The organism is Deinococcus sp. YIM 134068, assembly GCF_036543075.1.
In the GTDB taxonomy this organism is placed as follows: domain Bacteria; phylum Deinococcota; class Deinococci; order Deinococcales; family Deinococcaceae; genus Deinococcus; species Deinococcus lichenicola.
Genome location: NZ_JAZHPF010000004.1, coordinates 116,187 through 135,882 on the forward strand (window position 1 = coordinate 116,187; position 19,696 = coordinate 135,882).

Sequence of the window (19,696 nt, forward strand, 5' to 3'; positions counted from 1 at the left end):
AGGATGCCGCGCTAGCCTGGGCGGGTGAACGCCTCCCCGCCGCCCGTGGTGGGCCGGTTCGCGCCGAGTCCGACGGGGGCGCTGCACCTGGGGAACGCGCGGACGGCGCTGCTCGCGTGGCTGCACTCGCGCGCCCTGGGAGGCCGCCACCTCCTGCGCTTCGAGGACCTGGATACCGGGCGGGTGAGGGACTGGGCCTTCGACGCGACCCGCCGTGATCTGGAGTGGCTGGGGCTGGGCTGGGACGCCGAGTTCACCCAGTCCGAGCGGCTGGACGTGTACGCGGAGGCGGTGGCGCGGCTCTCGACCTACCCCTGCACCTGCACCCGGCGCGAGGTGCTGGCCGCCATCCAGGCCAGCGCGGGTGCCCCCCACGGCGAGGAACCCGTCTACCCCGGAACGTGCCGCGCAGGCAGCGTGAACCCGGAGCGCCCCGCCGCCCTCCGCTGGCGGGTGCCGGGCGAGACGGTCTGCGCCCACGACGCGCTGACTGGGGAAACGCTCTGTCAATACCTGCCCACCGAGGTCGGGGACTTTGTGCTGCGGCGCAACGACGGGGCCTACGCCTACCACCTCGCGGTCGTGGTGGACGACGCGGCGATGGGGGTAACGGACGTGCTGCGCGGTGCCGACCTCTGGCCCGCCACGCCCCGGCAGATCGCGTTGCAGCGGGCGCTAGAGTTCCCGACCCCGCGTTATCTCCACGTTCCCCTGATGACCGACTTTCGCGGCGAACGCCTCGCCAAACGGGGGGGAGCGCCGCCCCTCATGGCGCTGCGGGAGGGAGGAGAGGAGACGGGTCGCGTGCTCTCAACGCTGGCCCGCTCGCTGGGCTGGGAGGTCCCGGACGACGTTTCGGCAGGGGAGCTTTTGCCGTTCTGGAAGGCGGAACTCGCCACAGTTCAATTCCCGACAATCCCACAAACTTAGACGACTTGTCTAAGTTTCCCAAACGCCCGTTAGACCGGAACTTCTACCCTGGAGGCACCATGTCCCTCACTCTTCCCAGCTATCCGCAACCGGATGGGCGCGGGCGCTTCGGACGCTTCGGCGGGCGCTACGTCCCCGAAACGCTCATCCCCGCCCTCGACGAACTGGAGGCCGCCTACCGCGAGGCCAAGACCGACCCCGCCTTCCTGAACGAGCTGGACCGTCTCTTGAAGGAGTTCGTGGGCCGTCCCAGTCCTCTCTACCTCGCGCAACGCCTGACCGACCATGCGGGCGGCGCGAAGATTTATCTCAAGCGCGAGGACTTCAACTACACGGGCGCGCACAAAATCAACAACTGTCTGGCGCAGGCCCTCCTCGCCGTGCGGATGGGCAAGCGTCGCGTGATCGCCGAGACGGGGGCCGGGCAGCACGGGGTCGCCTCCGCCACCGCCGCCGCCCTGCTCGGACTGGACTGTGTGGTGTACATGGGAGCCGAGGACATCCGCCGTCAGGCCCTGAACGTCTTCCGCATGAAGCTCCTCGGTGCCGAGGTCCGCGAGGTCACGTCCGGCACCGCCACGCTCAAGGACGCCACGAACGAGGCCATCCGCGACTGGGTGACGAACGTGCGCGACACCTTCTACATCCTCGGCTCCGTGGTTGGGCCGCACCCCTACCCGGCGATGGTGCGCGACTTTCAGGCGGTGATCGGCGAGGAGGTCAAGGTCCAGCTTGAGGCGTTGGAGGGCCGCATCACGCCCGACGCCATCGTAGCCTGCGTGGGTGGCGGGAGCAACGCCATCGGCATCTTCGCGCCCTACGCCTACCTCCCAGAGAGCGAGCGCCCCCGCCTCATCGGCACCGAGGCCGCCGGGGAGGGTGTGGAGAGCGGCAGGCACGCGGCGAGCGTGGCGGGCGGGCGCGTGGGCGTCCTGCACGGCTCGATGATGTATCTCCTCAACGACGACGAGGGCCAGATCGTCCCGCCGCACTCCATCAGCGCGGGCCTGGACTACCCCGGCATCGGCCCGGAGCACTGCCACTACAGCGAGACGGGCGTGGCCGAGTACGTGCCCGTGACCGACGCGCAGGCGCTCGAAGCCCTGCAACTCCTCACCCGGCTGGAAGGCATCATCCCCGCGCTGGAGAGCGCGCACGCCATCTACCACGCGGTGAGGCTGGCGAAGGAGCTGGGGCAAGGCGGCGTGATCGTCGTCAACCTCTCCGGGCGCGGCGACAAGGATGTGGCGGAGGTCATGCGCCTGCTGGAGATGGAGCGCGACCAGGGCCTGCTGGATAAGGATGTGGAGCAGGTCATTCAGGAGGTGCTGGCATGACCGCGACGTTGACGCGGGGAGCCGAGCGCATCCACGCCGCCTTCGAGCGGGCGAAGCAGGAGGACCGCGCCGCCTTCATGCCCTTCATGACCGCCGGGTATCCGAGTGCCGCCGAGTTTCCCGCCGTCGCCGACGCCCTGCTCGCCCACGCGGACCTGCTGGAGGTCGGCATCCCCTACTCCGACCCCCTCGGCGATGGCCCCACCATCCAGCGCGCGTCCGAGCAGGCGCTCGCAGGCGGCACGAGCACCCGGCGCACGCTGGCGCTCGTGAAGGAGCTGCGGGCACGCCACGACACGCCCATCGTCGTCATGACCTATGTGAATCCGATCTACGCCGTCGGGCCGCGCCAGTTCATGCGGCTCGCGCAGGACGCGGGAGTGGACGGCCTGATCCTCCCCGACCTGCCGCCCGACCAGGACCTCGAAATCGCCGACCTCGCCGCCGAACATGGCCTCGCGGTGACGTTCCTGATCGCGCCCACGAGTACACCCGAGCGTGTGAAACTCGTCGCGGACGCCTGCACCGGCTTCCTGTACGCCGTCTCCGTGACGGGCGTGACCGGGGCGCGGGAGGGAACGGCGCTCGGTGAGGTGCCCGCCATGCTCGCCCTCGCCCGCGAGTACGCCCGCGTCCCCGTCGCCGTGGGCTTCGGCGTGAAGGACGCGGCGACCGCTCGTCAGGTCGCGCAGGTCGCGGATGGCGTGGTCGTCGGCAGCGCCTTCGTCAACGCCGTGGGGGCCGGGCAGGACGTGGGTGCCCTCGCCGCGAGCATCGCCGAGGGATGCCGACGGTAGGGGGAAGGGGGAAGACGAGGGGCCAGCGTCCGGGGGTGGAGGCTGGCCCCTCGCCTTGAGCCGGAGCATGACAGGGTGTTTGGCTGGCCGCTGGAAGCTGGCGGCTGGCCCCGCCCCTCCTACGCCGCCGCCTCCCGCCCCGCCATGACCCGTCCGCGCGTGACCACCTGCATCACCGCCCACCCGGCGAGGGTGAGGAGCGCGCACAGCAGGAACACCGACCGGTAGCCGAACACTTGCGCGCACGCGCCCGACACGATGCCCGCGAGCATGGAGCCGACGTTCATCGTGTTGGAATACAGCGTGGTGGCGACGCCGAAGCGCCCCGGCATCAGCTCCTGAAAGTACGCCATCCCCAGCCCGGCCAGCACCGCGAGAACCGCCGCCCGCACCGCCTGTGTGACGAAGAGGAGGCCCATTCCCGGCGCGAGGAACAGCAGCACGAAGTGAAGGACGAACAGCAACATCGCCCACTTCACCAGCCGCTCGGTGGAGGGCAGCCGCCGCGCGGCGACGAAGGCGAGCATGAAGGGAATCTCCAGCAGGGCACAGAAACCGACCAGAAGGCCCACCTGTCCGTCCGTGCCGCCCAGGACTTTGGTGACGAGCAGCGGGAACATCGTCATGCCCATGCTCATGCTCATGCCGTAGAGCACGAAGGCGAGCGAGACCCACGCGAGGGGGCGGTGGGGCCGGGCGTCCGGTGTCGCCCCGGTCGTCACGGCGTTCACCGGGACGGGGCGCGGTGCCCGCATCCGCAGGATGGGCAGCGTCGCCAGCGCCAGACACGCTGCCGTCAGCAGGAAGAGACCCATGAAGTCCAGCCGCGCGAGGGCGAGCGCCCCCACCCCCGGCCCGACCACCCACGCGAGCGCGAACACCGACCGCAGCGCCGTCACCGCGCGGTTGGGAAGGTCGCCCGGTGCCCCCGCGAACTGCGCCCGCGCCAATGAGAACACCTGCGGAAAGGCCGCCGCCCCCGTCCCCAGCAGCGTCACCCCGATGAGCAGCATGGCCGGGTACGCCCGCGTGACGCTCAGCAGCCCGTAGCCGAGCGTCGCCGCCGCGAGCGTGAGCAGCAGGATGGGCCGTCGGTCGCTCATCCGGTCGGAGCGCCGGGCCAGCCGGGTGCTGATCAGGACGCTGCTCACGGCGGTCGCGGTGAGGAAGAGTCCCAGCTCCAGCGGCGTCAGCCCGAGGCGGTTGATCCCGAACAGGGGAAGGAAGGGGGCGGCGAGCGACTGCGCGAGTCCGATCAGGAGAACCGTCAGGGCCAGCCCCGGCGCATGCGGCAGGTGCCAGACGGCGGCGAGGGTGGCGGAGGCGGGGGGGGAGGAGGGAGAGGGGGCCGCCATACACGTCACCCTAGCGCGGGCGGAAGTGGCGGGCGACCCGCCGGGGCTTCCTCGTCACCCACATGGAAGTAGGAGCCGTGAGTGGTCGGCACACGGCTGCGGATGAAAGAAGACCGCAAGCGCTGGGCGTGGCCTGCGGTCCGGGGGTGGGAGGAGAACGGGGGCTAGCGGATCAGGCTGGCGTAGGTCCCCCGCGCGGTGTCGTCGGCCCAGGTTTTCCACAGGCCGCCGGACAGGTTCACGGCCACGCGCTGTGAGTCGTGGCTCGCCTCGATGTTGTGGACGACCGCGCCTGTCCGAGGATCGAGTGCCCGCACGGACCCGCCTGAGCTGCCCATGCCCCAGAGCAGGCCCCGACCGTCGAACCCGAACAATTCCGGGACGATGCCGCTCTCGAACAGGTAGGGGGTGAGGGTTCCGTCGCCGTTGACACGTGCAGCCTGAGGACTGTCCCCCCAGGCACTCCCGTAGACCCAGGGCGTCCCCGCCGGGTCCACGGCAGCAGCCCTGACATCCGCGAGATTACGCAGGGGCAGGAGTGTCACGTCTGCAATGGCCGTGTCCACACGCACGAGCCGGGCGGTTTTCTGGTCGGGCGCGAATCGGTCGGGCACGAACAACGCCGACCCATCCTCGTTGCGGACGAGGAACGTTGAGGGGTAGAACCAGGAGAAATTGTAGATGTCCAGGGTCTCGACCTGGCCGGTGGTGGCGTCCAGTCGCTTGAAACGGTACTTGCCGCTGCTTTCGTCAAGGGCGAAAAACCACAGGCGCTGCTGATTGTCTGCGGCGATGGAGGAACTCGGGTGGCCGACGGACGTTTCCCAGGTCTGGAGCTGTCCCTTCGCATAGCGGAAGACGGCGGTCCCATTCCCGGTCATCCCCCAGACCTCGCCGCCAGGGGCGGTGGTCAGGTCCCACGAGTCGGTGGGCGAGGAGGGGATCGTCACGGCATCGACCACGTTCGCGCCGTCGAAGCGGGCCAGCTTGACCCCCTTCCCGTACTGGCCGTAGGGACGGCTGATGAACCAGAATCCCCCCTCGTGGGCGGGGACCATCTTCTGCACCGCCATATCACTTAGCAGGACACGCCGGGGCTGGAGGGTCACCCCCGCCGTGCCGCTCGCGCTCAGATTCGTGCCGCTGACCGTCACCGTGACCTGAGTGGAGGAGACGACGCCGACGCTCTCGGCACCCGTGAGGGGCAGCGACGCGCTGACCGTCCCGCCGCGCGGCACCGTCACCGTGACGGGCGCAGCCGTGACACCCGCCGGAAGCCCGGTGGCGTCGATCGTGACGGCCCCCTCGAAGCCGTACTCGCTCTTCAGCGTGACGGGCAGGCTGACGGTCTCCCCGCCGTAAAGCGTGACGGCTTGAGCGTTGACGGAGACGGTCGCGGCCTTGACCTCGACGCTCAGGGTGGCGACCTGCTCCGTCCCGGCCCTGTGTATCGCCATCACGGGCAGGCTGTAGGTGCCGGGCGCAGTGCCACGGGGTACGGTGACGGTGAAGGGCACGCTCGTGGTCTCAGCGCCCAGCGTGACCGGCCCGCCCACGCCGGAGATGCCGGAGGCTGCGTCCTCCATGCTCAGGCGGACCTCGCCGGTGAGGCCATACTGGGGAGTCAGGAAGGCGGTGAGGGTCTGGGTGTCCCCGGCGCTGAGGACGAGCTGCCGAGCGGTGTAGAAGCCGTCCCGGAGGTCCACCTGCACGCCCGGCACCGTCACGTTAACGTATAAGGTCGCTTCCATCGTCTGCTGACCGGAGGTGAAACGCAGGCGCAATTCGTGAGGACTGCTGGAGCCGGTGTCGGTACGCTGTGCCTCCGCCGTGGTATTGATCGTGAACTTCCCGGTGCGCGTGCCCTGGGGCAGAAGAGAAGCCGAGGACAAAGCGCCCACGGCACCGCCGAGCGAGCGGTCACGCCGCAGCAGGCCCTCCGCCCCACGCTTCTGCACGGACGCGGCGCTCAGACTGGCGGCGCTCAGCTTGTCGGTGGCGAGGGTGAACCCCGCCGGGGGGTTGATCAGCTCAACGTTGACCTCGCCCACCGTCTCATCAGTCGTATAGACCTGCGCCTCCACGGTTAGGCTCTCGCCGCGCGTGACCGTCGTGTAGTTCGGCATGAGGAACACCGACATCTGCGGCGACGGGGCTGGCGACGAAGGGATGGGGGTGAAGGCGAGGGTGGCCGCACTCCCCGTGTACATCTGGAAGGTGCCCGCCGTGACCTGACCGCCGCTCACCGTGTCGATGGTGCGCTGGACGGTGTTCCAGCCCGCCTTGAGGTCGAGGTCGAACGTGGTGGTCGCGCCCCCACATACGAACTGGCCCGTCACCTTCGACGCGGCGGAGGCGTAGAAGCGCAGCAGGTCGCTGCGTCCGCTGCCATCGGCGGCACCCGCATCCACGATCTCCTCGCCGTACCCGACGACCTCGTTGTTCTGCACCACCGGGTAAAAGTCCGTGTAGAGGAAGCGGGCGTCGGCGGGACTCACCTGCGGTTGCGCCGCGCAGCCGCTCCCCGTGAGGGCGACGAGCTGGCCCGCGCCGGGAGTCGGGAGGGGGAGGCTGAACTGGCCGTTCGCGGCGACGGTGGTCGCGGCCACGACCTCCTCCGTCATGGGCGCGTAGGCGAAGATGTCCGCCGCGCCGAGGCTGTAGGGAGTGAGCGTGCCCTCCACCACTCCCCCTTGAGAACCGGAGGGCGTCGGTGCGCCGGGGCAGGCCGTGAGCAGGACGGTGAGACCGAGCATGGCGCTGGGAAGTCGAAGTCTCTTCATGTGCGCTCAGGATTCTAAGGGAGCATTTCTTGCGTCCCTGTCAACTTTGCGGCCCCCACCCACTTCATGAAGCCGCCGTCAGATAAAGGCGGAGTCGGATGGCGTTCTCATGGGCGCGGCCTCCCGTCTACACGTCTCGCCTTGCCCGTCGCCGCGCCGCCGCGCTACACTCACGGGCGATGTCCGCCGCACCGCCGAGAGGAAAGGACGCCCCCGTGGCGCTTCTTCTTCGTTGGGGGCGGTGAGCGCAGCCCAGCGTTCGCCTATCCGCCCCCGGAGCTACGACGGCTTCGGGGGTTTTCGCTTGCGGGGCGCGCGACCTGAGAGGAGCCATACCTGTATGGGAATGACGATTGCGGAGAAGATTCTGGCGGCCCACAGCGGCCATAGCTCGGTGGTGCCCGGTCAGCTCATCGAGTGCGCGACCGACTGGGTGCTGTGCCACGAGATCACCACGCCCGCCGCCCTGCGGATGCTGGAGGAACGCGGCATGGACCGGGTGTTCAACCCCGATCAGATCGTCGCCGTGCCCGACCACTCCGTTCCGGCCATGAACATCAAGGCCGCGAAGATGTACCAGAAGCTCAAGTCCTGGGTGCAGGAGAAGGGCATCAAGCATTTCTACGACGTGGGGCGCGGCGGCATCGCCCACGTCGTCCTGGAGAACACGGGCCTCGTGAAGCCGGGGCAGACCCTCGTGAGCGGCGACTCGCACACCTGCAACGCGGGGGCGCTCGGCATGTTCGCCACGGGCGTCGGCAGCACCGACCTCGCGGGCGCGATCTACGCGGGCCGGGTGTGGTTCAAGGTGCCGGAGACCATGCTCATCCGCGTCAGCGGCGAGATGCAGCCCGGCGTCACTCCCAAAGACATCGTGCTGGAGGTCATCAAGCGCATCGGGGCGGACGGGGCGAACTACCTCGTGATGGAGTGGGTGGGCGACACCATCGACCGGATGGACATGGAGGGCCGCTTCACGCTGACGAACATGGCCATCGAGGCGGGCGGCAAGACGGGCATTGTGGCGGTGGACGACACGACCCGCGCCTACCTCGCCGAACGCGGAGTGACGCCCGAGCAGTACACCGAGTACACCTCTGACCCGGACGCGCAGTACAAGGTCGTCATCGATGTGGACGCCTCGCAGGTCGAGCCGACCGTCGCCTACCCCCACATCCCCAGCAACGGGCGCGTGGCGGGGAGCGACCGCATCGCCGTCACCCATGCCTACGTCGGCAGTTGCACGAACGGGCGCATCGGCGACCTGCGCGACGTGGCGCGCATCCTCAAGGGGCGGAAGGTGGCCGACGGCGTGCAGATGATCGTCGTGCCCGCGACCCAGGCGATCTGGAAGCAGGCGGCGCAGGAAGGGCTGATGGAGATTTTCGTGGATGCGGGGGCCAGCGTCTCGTACCCGAGCTGCGGCGCGTGCCTGGGGATGCATTCGGGCGTGCTGGGGCCGGACGACGTGTGCATCTCCAGCACCAACCGCAACTTCGTGGGCCGGATGGGCGACCCCACCGCGCAGATTTACCTCGCCTCGCCCGCGACGGTGGCGGCGAGCGCGGTGACGGGGTACATCACCGACCCGCGCGAGTACAACGCGGGGGTGACGGAAGCGGCGGACTGAGGAGGGACGGGAGACCGTGAGAGGCATAGACTGGCTGCAAAACATCCATTGGCTCGTCACCTACTTCGCGGCGGGCTGGTTGTTGGGGTGGCTGGTCGTGCGTGAGCGGCGCTGGGGGTCGTGCCCGCCCTGAGTACCGTGCTGGTCATGGTCACGGGTTTTGCAGGACGCCTACAGACCCTCCTGCCCATTTCTTCCAACCTCACCCGCACGGCAGTTGCGGCTGGCCTCGGCTTGCTGGTGCTATGGAGCGTGTCCCGGCTTCCTTCCCTGCCCTGGCGGGTCGGTATGGGGACGCTGCTGGTCCCTGTCGTCGCGACGCTGTGTTCCTGGTTGGCACTCCTGCTGTTCTTCATCATTTTCCAGATTCCGTGATGTGGCTCGGCGGCGAGCATGCAGGAAACCTGTCCCTCCTTTGCCTGAGATACTGGAGTTCCCTATGGGTGAAGCCAAACGACGCAAGCAACTTGGGCTGATGCCCACCGTGCACCCCTTCGAGGCGCAGATGGACGCGGACGGGACCGTGACCCTGACGAGTGCCCCCGCCGACCCGGCCCTGCGTGAGAGAATTGTCGCCGCGCTGAGGCAGACGCAGCCGACCGGGGACGCCTGGGCGCGGAGCTACCGCCGCCAGTACGTCAGGGCGGGGCTGCCGCAAAAGCTCATCGAGACGCGCGAGGACCTGGAGGCCATCCCGGTGCCGCCGCTGCGCCGCCTCTCCGGGGAGCTGGTGTTCAACCTCGACCCGAGGACACTGCGGAACGATCCGGTGCGTGCCGTGCGGGAGTACACGCCGCTGGAGGGGGGCGGGCACCTGCACCTGCGCTCCGAGGAGTTCTCGACTGGCGGCGGGAAGTGGGAGAGCCTGCCGGAGGACCCGAACCCGCTGGCGGGCTTCCGCTACCTGACCCAGCATCCCCTGGCTCGGGAGAAGGGGACGGTCGTCGCCTCCTACCTGGCCGAACACTGGCATGAGGGCCGCATCGACTTCGAGCCGGAGCCGCCGGAGGAGCAGCTCGACGAGCTGGAGGCGCTCGTGCGCGACTGGCACGGGGAGACGCCCGAGGACTGGGCCGAGCGGCACTACGACTCCCTCGACGTGCCGGAGGAGGAAGAGGCGGAAGCGCCCGTGCCCCTCGCCCGCCGCCTCGTCCTCGAACTGCGGGAACCCACCCCCCTCGGCTCGCCGCTGAACATCGCGGTCACGACGCTGGGGGAACACGACGTTCACATCGACCCGGAGGGCGGGTTCTACACCCTCGACGGCGAGACGTGGCTCTCCTACGCGGACCCGGACGCCGAACCCCAGGAGGACGGCGCGGGCGAACTCGGCGACCTGCTCTCGAACATGCTCGACGTGAAGACCGTCCCCGTCACCGTCTGGCAGGGCGGGCGCGTGGAGTGGGAGGAGGGGGCCGTGCCCGCCGAGCAGGCCGAGCGGGTGCGCGCCGAGTTGGTGGAGGCGACCGGGGCGGGCAACCCCGACGCCTGGGCCGACTGGACCCGCGCCGTCCTCGTGGAGACCTTCGCCGAAGAGGCCCCCCACCTCGCCGATCTGGACGCATTGCCCACGGTTCAAGCCGTCCGCCTCGACCTCCCCACCGACGCCCTGAGCGACCCCGACGACCCCGCCCAATACTTCATGGAGTCCGAGGTGACGTTCGACGGCGTGAACTGGCGCGACCTTTACGGGGAGACCGTACCGGAAGAACTCGAACGGCTGCGGCCCTCAAATTAGAGGGGGATCACAACGATTTGTCGATCTATCTTGCTGGGGACGCTCTGCCCGTTCACCCCCTCTCCTGCGGAGCTGTGCCAATCCCAGCCTCTCCCCTCAAGACGCCTGATGTGCAATAGAAAGGCAGCGTGTTAGACGTGCTTTTTCTCCCTCTCCCCTTGCGGGAGAGGGCTGGGGAGAGGGGTGACGAGCACCGCTCGTCCTGCTGCCAAACGACAAAAACGCGCCTTTTGCTCGATCTGCAATTCACATCAGGCGTTCAAGGGGGAGGAGTAAAAAATAACCCCACGTAGTCGTCTGGTCATCCATCAGGAAACGACGACAGCAGGCCGCCGATCTCCTCCTCGTCCCTAAACCCAACCCCTAAAACCCAACCCCTTATCCCTCACCCCCAGGAGTCCCCATGCCCAAAGTCCACCTCTTCGCCCGCGACCACATCAACACCGACGAGATCATCCCCGCCCGCCACCTGACGACCGACGTGGAGGCCGAACTCGCGCCCTACGCGATGGAGGACTACGACAAGGGCTTCGCTAAGCGGGTGCAACAGGGCGACATCATCGTCGCCGGGGCCGACTTCGGCTGCGGGTCGAGCCGTGAACACGCCGTCTGGGCGCTGCGCGGGGTGGGTGTGTCCGCCGTGATCGCGCCCAACTTCGCCCGCATCTACTACCGCAACTCCATCAACAACGGCTTTCTCGCGCTGGAGTGCGAGGGCATCGTGGAGGCCTTTGAGGACGGCGACGAGGCCGACCTCGATCTCGTGGGCGGCACGATCACCAACAAGCGGACCGGGCAGACGCTGACCTTCGTGCCCGTGCCCCAGTTCGCGCTCGACGTGCAGCGGGCGGGGGGCTGGCTGGAGTACATGAAGGCGCAGGACGACGCGGCGGCGCAGACCGCGCAAGGGGAGGCCGCCCATGCCTAAGATCGTCACCCTCCCCGGCGACGGCATCGGCCCGGAAGTGACCGCCGCCGCCGTTCAGGTCCTGCGCGAGGTCGCGCCCGACGTGACGATTGAGGAACACGCCATCGGGGGCGGGGCGTACGACACGTCCGGCGACCCCTTCCCCCAGCGGACGCGCGACGCGCTGGGGGACGCGGACGCCGTGCTCCTCGGAACTGTCGGCGGTCCGCAAAACAGCCCGTGGAACCGCCTGCCGCGTCACCTACGCCCGGAAAGCGGCCTGCTCGCCCTTCGCAAGGCGCTGGGCTGCTACGCCAACCTGCGGCCCGTGCGGGTGCAGCCGGGGCTGGAGCACCTCTCGCCCCTCAAGCCCGAACTGGCGCGCGGGGTGGACATATTGATCGTGCGCGAGCTGCTGGGCGGCATCTACTTCGACGGGGACCGGGAGATCGAGGGGGACACGGCGTACAACACCATGCGCTACACGACCGCCGAGGTCGAGCGCGTGGCCCGCGTCGCCTTCTGGGCCGCCGAGCAGCGCCGGGGCCGCGTGACGAGTGTGGACAAGGCGAACGTGCTGGAGGTCTCCGAGCTGTGGCGGCGCGACGTGACGGCCCTGCAAGCCCGCGAGTACCGCAACGTGCACCTCAATCACGAGTACGTCGATTCGGTCGCCATGCTCATCGTCGCCGATCCGGGCCGCTACGACGTGATCGTGACCGAGAACCTCTTCGGTGACATCCTCTCCGACCTCGCCGCCGTGATTCCGGGAAGCCTCGGGCTGATGCCGAGCGCCAGCCTGGGCGACGGCCCCGGCCTCTTCGAGCCGATCCACGGCAGCGCCCCCGACATCGCCGGGCAGGGGATCGCCAACCCCGCCGCCGCGATCATGAGCGCCGGGATGCTGCTGCGCCACTCGCTGCACCGCCCCGACGCCGCCAACGGCATCGACCGCGCCGTGGCGCTCGCCCTGCGCGCCCACCCGACGCGCGACCTCGGCGGGAAGGCGGACACGTGGACCTTCACCGAGGCCGTGCTGGAGGCGATGGCGAGTCCGAGCGTGGGGTGAGGAGGGGTGAGGCGTGAGGGCAGAGGGCGGATGGTGCCTCTGCCCTCGCCCTCCAGTTCCGAGACCACCTTTATTTTTTCGCCTTCCCGCACGTGAGAAAGAACCGAAACTCTGGCCCTGGCGGTGTTTAAACCAGAAGAAGGAGAGTGACGAGATGAAGCTTGGTTGCCCGTGTGGAGCGGGGATTGTGGATCAGACGGATAGACTCTCGTATAAGGCCTATCTGTTGCCTGATCAGGACACGTCCATCTTCTTGGAGCGTCTGGAAACCTTGCTCGACAGCCTGGTGGGTCTGGATGGTGCCCGAGGAGCAAATGTCATGGTGCAAATCGTGCCTACGCGGAACAGGTTGCAGCGGGAGTCGACCCGGCTGTGGGGCGAGTCGTTTCGGAGCGTGTACCAGTGTGCTGAGTGCGGGCGGCTGAACGTGGAAAGTTTGGATGGTCAGCGCGACTATTGGTTTTTGCCGGAAGACGAGGCCACGCCGACGAATCTCCTCGAATCGACCTTCACACAGCGACGAGTGGGACGCGAGACCGACTGAAGCTCCTGGGCGGCTCGTCCCGCCGAAATTGGACACCTCATCATCCTCCCCCGCCCCCCGTGCTAGACCTCGCTATGCTCCACCGCCGTCTCGGTCTGACCCTCGCCCTGCTCGCCGTGCCCGTCCTGACCACCGCGCGGGCCGCGCCGGACGTGTTCGTCGCCTACCCGCCGGAGGGCCATCGGGTCGCCTTCGATCATGTACTGCTGGAGGGGAGCGTGCCGCCCGGCGCGAATCTCAGGATCGGGAATCAGCCCGTGGCGGTCGGGCCGGACGGCCTGTTCATCCTGTGGTGGCCATTGCGCGTGGGCACGAACGACCTGCGGATGGTCACGACGCTGAATGGGCAGTCGGGGAGCAACATTCTGCGCGTCATCCGCACCACGGACGCGCCTCTGCCCGCCACGCCGACCCGCATCGACCGCGAGAGCGTGACGCCGGACGTGGCCCACGAGTTCTGGGACCCCGCGCGGGACACGCCCACCGAGCGCACCGTGGCCGTGGCCTTCCGGGGGTCTCCGGGCGGGCGGGCCGTCTTCCGGGTGGCGGGCGGGCCGCCCCAGCCCCTGCGGGAGGTGGCGGCGGGACAGTACGAGGCCGCCTACGTCCTTTCCGTCTCGGCGCGGCTGGAGAACGTCCCCGTCACCATGACGCTGACCGGGCGGGACGGTCGAAGCGTCACCGTCACCGCGTCCGGTCGCCTCAGCAGCGGGAGCGGCGGCCCCCGCACGGGCACCCAGCGCCCCGGCACCGTGCGCGGCCTCGGCCTGAACGACGCGGGCAACGCGACGACCACGTTGGAGGGCGAGGCGTTCCTGTATCCGCGCGACGGCATGGCCTTTACCCTCGTCGGTCGGGTGGGCGAGGACGTGCGCGCCCGTCTCGCGCCCGGCGTGAGCGTCCTCATCACGGCGAAGCAACTCGACGTGACGCCCGCCGTCGCCCTGCCCGGCGTGGCGGGGGAGGTACGGCTGGACGGCCCGGCGGCTGACCCGGCGCTCCCGCCCGTCGTCGCCGTGGCCCCGCCCCCACCGAGCGTTCCCGCCACACCGACCCCCGCCGACCCCGCCGAAATCGCGCCGTCCGCCCCGTCACCTGCCCCTCCCCCCGCCTCCGAACCCGTCGCCACCCCGCCCACCGACGATCTCCGCCTCCGCATTCCCCTCGGCGGGGCACGCGTGCCCTTCACCGTGGCGCAGGAGGGGGGGGGACGCCGCCTCACCCTGACCCTGTACGGGCTGGGGGTGCCGCCCAGGTTGCCCACGCCCCTCGCCGATCCGCTCGTCGCGCGGGCGGAGGTCTCTCCCGTCGGTCTGGGAGTCACGCGGCTGATCCTCGACCTCACGTCCCCGCAGGCGTGGGGCTTCACCGCGAACTACGACGGCGGCGACCTGCTCCTCACCGTGCGCCGCCCGCCGACGCTCGACCTCACGCGTCCGCTCGCCGGGCGGGTGATCGTGCTCGACGCCGGGCACGGGGGCACCCAGAACGGCGGGGCGGGCAGTCTGCGCGTGCCGGAAAAGGACCTGATGCTCCCCCTCACCCTGCGCGTGGCCGAGTTGCTGCGAGCACAGGGGGCGGAGGTGGTCCTCACCCGCGAGGCCGACGTGACGCTGGGCCTGTACGAGCGCGACCTGCTCGCCGAGGCGAGGCGGGCCGACCTCCTCGTCTCCATCCACGCCAACGCTCTGCCCGACGGGCGCGACCCGCGCGGCATCCGTGGCCCGGAGGTGTACTTCACGCACCCGCAGGCCCAGGCCCCCGCCGCCGCCATCCTCGCCGCGCTGCGCCGCATCCTGCCCGACCTCGGCGTGGGGGCGGGCCTCAAGCCGGGGGCCAACCTCGCCCTGACGCGCCCCACCACCCAGCCCAGCCTCCTCGTGGAGACTGCCTACCTCACCGACCCGCAAAACCTCCGCCTCCTGATGGACCCCGCCGGACGTGAGCGGCTGGCGCAGGCCATCGCGGCGGGCCTGGCGGACTTCTATGCGGGGCAGGTGGGGGACTGAGGCGGGGTTGGGGAGGTTGAAAGACTGGTCTATTCGTTCGCCACGCCCATTCACTCCCTCTGCTGCGGAAGCTCCACAAGTTCCGGCCTTCCCCCAGGGGACGACCGATGTGCAAGAGAACGTGAGTGTTCCAGACCTGCTGTTTTCTCCCTCCCTCCTTGTGGGGGACTCCGAGAGCTGTTTGCAGAGGGTTGGGGAGGGGGGTAACGAGCACTGCTCGTCCTCTTGCTGGACGACGAAAACACTCCTTTTCCCGACTCGTCATTCATAGCAGGCGTTCAGGGCAGAGGAGCTGAAAGGGCTTGAGCATTGGCCTTTCTTCCCCTCTTGCGGGAGACGGTCGAGGTCAGGGGACGGCCCCCTCCCATCCCCCTTCAGTCTCCCGTCACGGTCGCCCGCTAGGCTCGCCGCATGAACCCGCGTGCCCTGGCCCTCGCGGCCCTGCTCAGCCTGTCGCCGTGCGTGTTCGCCCAGGAGATTCCGCCCGTCCCCGACCCGTCAGGCGGCGTGACGGCCCCCGGCGTCGTGGAGCCTGCGCCGCCGCCGCCCTCGCCGTCCGCCCCAGCTTTCGCTCCCCTCGACGGCGTGACGGCCACGCTCGCCGCGCCGCGCACCGCGAACGGGTCGGTGAGCCTCACGCTGAGGCTGACCTCCACGCGAACGGCCCCGGTCGCACTCGGGGCGGCGCGCGACAACGACCAGAACTGCGCCGTCGCCCCCACCGTGCGGGTGCTGCGCGTGGGCACCCGCGAGATCGTGTACCCGGTGCCGGGGGCCGCACCCAGCATCTGCACGCAGGAGATCGTGGGAAGGAGTATCGCGGCGCGCGGCAACACCGTCTTCACCCGCACCCTGAGCCTGCCCGCCGGGGAGTACATGATCGAGGGCTGGTTCGCGGGTCTCTCGGAGGACGTGCGGGTGAAGGTGCCCGCCTCGCCCGTGCGCGTCACCGTCCGATGAAAGCCCTGTCTCTCCTCGTCCTCGCGCCGCTGCTCGCCGGGTGCGCCCTGCTGGGTCCGGCAGTCGGCAGAGAGGGCGTGTCTGCCCCGCCCGCCGTCTTCACCCAGGCCCAGGCCACCACCGAGGGGCGGCGTGTGGCTGTCACGCTGGAGATGAGGAATGAGGGCGTGCGGCCCACCGTCCTCCGCTATGCCGCACAGGTGAACTGGGGCACGTGCGGTCCACCTCCCTACGTCGCCGTGGGCCACGAGGACGGCTCCTCGGTCACGGCCCCTCCCGCCGGGGGACGCCTCGCCTGCTCGGAGGTGCAGCTCACGCGCACCCTCGCCCCCGGTGAGCGCCTGACCCTGCGGCGCACGCTGCCGCCCCTGTCCGCTGGCACCTACCGCCTGAACGTCTGGTTCGACGGCGAGGTGGACGGCACTCCCGCGCGGCTGACGGCCCCGACGGTGACGGTGGCGGTGCGGTGAGGTCAGCCGTTCGCCACTGGTAGAATCCCCGGTTATGGACCTCAAAGCAGACCTCAAGGCCGCCGTCGAGCGGGCCGCCGCCGATCTCGGCGCACCGCTGGACGTGGCGATTCAGGAGACCCCGGCGAACAAGCCCGGCGACTACGGCACACCCGCCGCCTTCCAGATCGCCAAGACGCTGGGGCAGAACCCGGCGGCGGTGGCCGCCCAACTCGCTGAGAGGGTGCAACTTCCCGCCGGGGTCGCGCGTGTGGAGGCGACCGGGCCGTTCCTGAACTTCTTCGTGGACGTGGGCGCGTTCGTGCGGGACGTGGTGGAGCGGCCCACCCACATTGAGGCGAGGGGCGGCAAGGTCGTCATCGAGCACACCTCGGTCAACCCGAACAAGGAACTCCACGTCGGCCACCTGCGAAACGTCGTGCTGGGCGACAGCATGGCCCGCATCTTCCGCGCGGCGGGGCACACGGTCGAGGTCCAGAACTACATCGACGATACCGGGCGGCAGGCGGCGGAGGCGCTGTTCGCCGCCCGGCACTACGGGCGCGAGTGGGACGGCGTGCAGAAGTACGACCACTGGCTCGGGGAGGGGTACGTGCGCCTCAACGCCGACCCCGACAAGCCCACGCTGGAGGAAGGGATCAGCGCCGTCATGCACCGCCTGGAGGCCGGGGAACTGCGGCCCGAGATCGAGAAGGTCGTCCGCGCGCATCTCGAAACCTGCTTCCGCCTCGGTGCTCGCTACGACCTCCTGAACTGGGAGTCGGACGTGGTGGGCAGCGGCTTTCTCGCGCGGGCGATGGACATTCTGGAGGCGAGCCGCTACACCTCTCACCCAGCGGAGGGCAAGTACGCGGGCGCTTTCGTGATGGACGTGTCCGAGTTCATGCCGGGACTGGAGGAACCGCAGGTCGTCCTGATGCGCTCGGACGGCACGGCGATGTATGCCGCGAAGGACATCGGCTACCAGTTCTGGAAGTTCGGCCTGTTCGAGGGAATGCGCTTCAAGCCCTTCATGGACGACCCCGAGGGCAAAACGGTCTGGACGAGTGCTCCCGACGGTCAGCCCGACACGGAACGCCGCTTCGGTCACGCCGAGGAGGTCATCAACGTCATCGACTCGCGGCAGGACCACCCGCAGACGGTCGTGCGGAGTAGCCTCGGCGTGGCGGGCGAGCTGGAGAAGAAGGAGCGCAGCGTCCACCTCTCCTACGCCTTCGTGACGCTGGAGGGGCAGACGATCAGCGGGCGCAAGGGCATCGCGGTCAGCGCGGATGAGGCGATGGAAGAGGCCGAACGCCGGGCACTGGCCGTTCTCGCCGAGATCAACCCCGAACTGGCGAAGCGCGATGATGCCGGGGAGATTGCCCGCCGCATCGGCATCGGGGCCATCCGCTTCGCCATGCTCAAGGCCGAGCCGACGCGCAAGATCGACTTCCGGTGGGATCAGGCGCTTGCGCTGAACGGGGACACGGCACCCTATGTGCAATATGCCGCCGTCCGCGCTGCAAACATCCTCCGCAAGGCTCAGGCGGAAGGCTACGCCATAGACGGCACGGGTGCCGACTGGGACGCCCTGCCCAACCTTGACCTTACTCTGGCCAAGCAAGTCGCCAAACTGCCCGAAATTGTCGCGCAGAGTGTCCGTGTCCACTCGCCACATGTCATCGCCCAGTACGCCCTCGACCTCGCCAGCACGTTCAATGCCTGGTACAACGCGAAGGACAAACAAGGAAAACGGCTCACCAACGTCCTCGAATCTGAACCCGGACTGCGGGAGGCCCGCCTCGCCCTCGTCGGTCGCCTCCGCAAGGGCTTCGAGGAGACGCTGGACCTCATCGGCGTTCAGGTGCCGAGCGCGATGTGAATGCCGACGCGGCGGACCTCACCGAGTACCGCGTGGCCCTCGCCTTCGTGTGGGACCTGAGCGCCCTGCTCCACCCCGCGCCGGTCGGCCCATTCGAGGACGTGGGGGAGATGGTCGCCCTCGTCGAGCGCCTCGCCGATACGCATGTGGGGAACGCCGCCGCCCTCTTCCACCTGTGGCTGCGCTGGGGGGAGGGCGGCGTGCTGGCCGGACCGCTGGAATGGGTGCTGCTCAACGTGCTGCTCCGCCACCCACGGGAGGGGGAGGGGGCGCTGGCCGCCGTGCGCCGACGGGTGACGCCTCTCCAGGCTCAGCGCCTGTGGGAGACCTTCGGGGAGGATGCGCCTACCGCCGCCCCAACGCCTCCTCCCGCGCCTCCAGCCGGGTGAAGAACGTCGTCAGTTGCCCGGCGAGGGTGGGGGAGAAGCGGTTGCCGCCGAGGTGCGGCCCGGTCAGCGTCACGAACTCGCTCACTCCTGGCTCGGCTCGGGCGAAGAGGCGCTGGCTGTTGCTGGCGAGGGGCACCGTCTTGTCGTCGGGACTCCCCACGATGAAGAGGGGGAGGGGGGGCGCGGCCTCGGCGTTCGGCAGCGGGTTGAGGCGGGGGTCGGGTTCGCCCGGCAGACCGTAGGCCTCCTCGATCTCCGTGCGGCGGGTCGCGCCCGTGCCCCAGGCCTCGCGCAGGTCGGCCCAGCCGTCGATGAGGGCCGTGCCCGAGACGCGGTAGGGGCTGCCCGGCAGGGCGCTCCGCAGCGCGAGCAGCCCGCCCATGCTCAGGCCGAGGGCGTAGGTGCGGCCATTCCAGGCGAAGTGGCCCACGGCGTCGGTGTGCAGTTCCTTCACCTGATCGAGCGCGGCGGGGCTGCCCCAGGTGTTCGGGCCGCCGTCGTCGCTCAGCAGCACGGCGAAGGGCGCGGCGAGCAGGGCGTTCACCAGCACGCCCACGCTGGGGCTGCCGTACAGCCGCTCGGCACTCTGGGCGCGCGGGTGCGACACGACCACCAGCGCGCACTCCCGCACGTAGCACGCGGGCGGCACCCGCAGAAACGACGGCCCGCTGATCCGCTCCAACCGTACCGTATCGGGCACCGTGGGGAGGGGGAGAGCGGGGCTGGGCACGGGCGCGGGCGGCTCGGCGGGCACGGGCGGAGCGGCCCCCGCCCAACCCAGAAGCGCGGTGAGCAGGGGAGCGAGGAGGACGGGGGGGGCACGGCGCATGGCTGGCGCGCACTCTAGAGCATTTGCCGGAGAGGGGCGGCCAGCCGTCAGCTTCCAGCGGCCAGCGAAACCGGGAGGCTTGTTA

At 69.6% G+C, this 19,696-nt stretch carries 17 protein-coding genes; 14 read left to right on the forward strand and 3 right to left on the reverse strand.

The features are described 5' to 3' along the window. Positions 1-24 precede the first annotated feature (24 nt). From gluQRS to trpA, 3 genes are read left to right on the forward strand one after another with little or no spacing between them, the layout of a single operon-like run. Positions 25-930 (forward strand): tRNA glutamyl-Q(34) synthetase GluQRS, encoded by a 906-nt coding sequence (gluQRS, locus tag V3W47_RS06195; protein ID WP_331824317.1) that lies wholly within the window; start codon positions 25-27, stop codon positions 928-930. Between the two features lie 59 nt (positions 931-989). Beyond that, positions 990-2,267: a tryptophan synthase subunit beta gene (trpB, locus tag V3W47_RS06200; RefSeq protein WP_331824318.1), complete on the forward strand. Its 1,278-nt coding sequence runs from the start codon at positions 990-992 to the stop codon at positions 2,265-2,267. Then, positions 2,264-3,064: a tryptophan synthase subunit alpha gene (gene trpA / locus V3W47_RS06205; protein WP_331824319.1), complete on the forward strand. Its 801-nt coding sequence runs from the start codon at positions 2,264-2,266 to the stop codon at positions 3,062-3,064. Before trpB ends, trpA begins: the two co-directional genes overlap by 4 nt. Before the next feature lie 119 nt (positions 3,065-3,183). On the opposite strand, the gene V3W47_RS06210 is transcribed toward trpA, so the two are convergent. After that, entirely contained in the window at positions 3,184-4,419 is a 1,236-nt protein-coding gene (locus V3W47_RS06210) for an MFS transporter (protein ID WP_331824320.1), read from the reverse strand. A 164-nt stretch (positions 4,420-4,583) separates the two neighbouring features. Next, the gene (locus tag V3W47_RS06215) at positions 4,584-7,202 is read right to left on the reverse strand and encodes a hypothetical protein (protein ID WP_331824321.1); all 2,619 of its coding nucleotides are present in this window, start codon (positions 7,200-7,202) and stop codon (positions 4,584-4,586) included. A 340-nt stretch (positions 7,203-7,542) separates the two neighbouring features. Between V3W47_RS06215 and V3W47_RS06220 the strand changes: the two genes are divergently transcribed. From V3W47_RS06220 to V3W47_RS06270, 11 genes are all read left to right on the forward strand, one after another. Next, entirely contained in the window at positions 7,543-8,832 is a 1,290-nt protein-coding gene (locus V3W47_RS06220; RefSeq protein WP_331824322.1) for a 3-isopropylmalate dehydratase large subunit, read from the forward strand. 120 nt (positions 8,833-8,952) lie between these two features. Then, on the forward strand, positions 8,953-9,207 hold the full coding sequence (locus V3W47_RS06225; RefSeq protein ID WP_331824323.1) for a hypothetical protein: 255 nt from the start codon (positions 8,953-8,955) through the stop codon (positions 9,205-9,207). Between the two features lie 100 nt (positions 9,208-9,307). Further along, on the forward strand, positions 9,308-10,570 hold the full coding sequence (locus V3W47_RS06230) for a hypothetical protein (protein WP_331824324.1): 1,263 nt from the start codon (positions 9,308-9,310) through the stop codon (positions 10,568-10,570). 403 nt (positions 10,571-10,973) lie between these two features. Further along, a complete protein-coding gene (locus V3W47_RS06235) occupies positions 10,974-11,498 on the forward strand; it encodes a 3-isopropylmalate dehydratase small subunit (RefSeq protein ID WP_331824325.1) in 525 nt (174 codons plus the stop codon). Next, on the forward strand, positions 11,491-12,546 hold the full coding sequence (gene leuB / locus V3W47_RS06240; protein ID WP_331824326.1) for a 3-isopropylmalate dehydrogenase: 1,056 nt from the start codon (positions 11,491-11,493) through the stop codon (positions 12,544-12,546). The genes V3W47_RS06235 and leuB overlap by 8 nt, the downstream gene beginning before the upstream one ends. A gap of 154 nt (positions 12,547-12,700) precedes the next feature. Then, positions 12,701-13,090 (forward strand): DUF8617 domain-containing protein, encoded by a 390-nt coding sequence (locus V3W47_RS06245; RefSeq protein ID WP_503623865.1) that lies wholly within the window; start codon positions 12,701-12,703, stop codon positions 13,088-13,090. 59 nt (positions 13,091-13,149) lie between these two features. Then, positions 13,150-15,099, forward strand: coding sequence for an N-acetylmuramoyl-L-alanine amidase family protein (locus V3W47_RS06250; RefSeq protein WP_442877207.1), 1,950 nt, complete (start codon positions 13,150-13,152; stop codon positions 15,097-15,099). Between the two features lie 411 nt (positions 15,100-15,510). Continuing rightward, a complete protein-coding gene (locus V3W47_RS06255) occupies positions 15,511-16,059 on the forward strand; it encodes a hypothetical protein (protein WP_331824328.1) in 549 nt (182 codons plus the stop codon). Then, a complete protein-coding gene (locus V3W47_RS06260; RefSeq protein ID WP_331824329.1) occupies positions 16,056-16,529 on the forward strand; it encodes a hypothetical protein in 474 nt (157 codons plus the stop codon). The genes V3W47_RS06255 and V3W47_RS06260 overlap by 4 nt, the downstream gene beginning before the upstream one ends. A 34-nt stretch (positions 16,530-16,563) precedes the next feature. Further along, positions 16,564-18,393 carry an arginine--tRNA ligase gene (locus V3W47_RS06265; protein WP_331824330.1) on the forward strand — a complete coding sequence of 610 codons (1,830 nt, stop codon included), beginning with the start codon at positions 16,564-16,566 and terminating at the stop codon, positions 18,391-18,393. Continuing rightward, a complete protein-coding gene (locus V3W47_RS06270; protein WP_331824331.1) occupies positions 18,390-18,782 on the forward strand; it encodes a hypothetical protein in 393 nt (130 codons plus the stop codon). Before V3W47_RS06265 ends, V3W47_RS06270 begins: the two co-directional genes overlap by 4 nt. Here V3W47_RS06270 and V3W47_RS06275 read toward each other — a convergent pair. Beyond that, positions 18,739-19,611 carry an alpha/beta hydrolase family protein gene (locus tag V3W47_RS06275; protein WP_331824332.1) on the reverse strand — a complete coding sequence of 291 codons (873 nt, stop codon included), beginning with the start codon at positions 19,609-19,611 and terminating at the stop codon, positions 18,739-18,741. The two genes, V3W47_RS06270 and V3W47_RS06275, sit on opposite strands and share 44 nt — an antisense overlap. Positions 19,612-19,696: the final 85 nt, after the last annotated feature.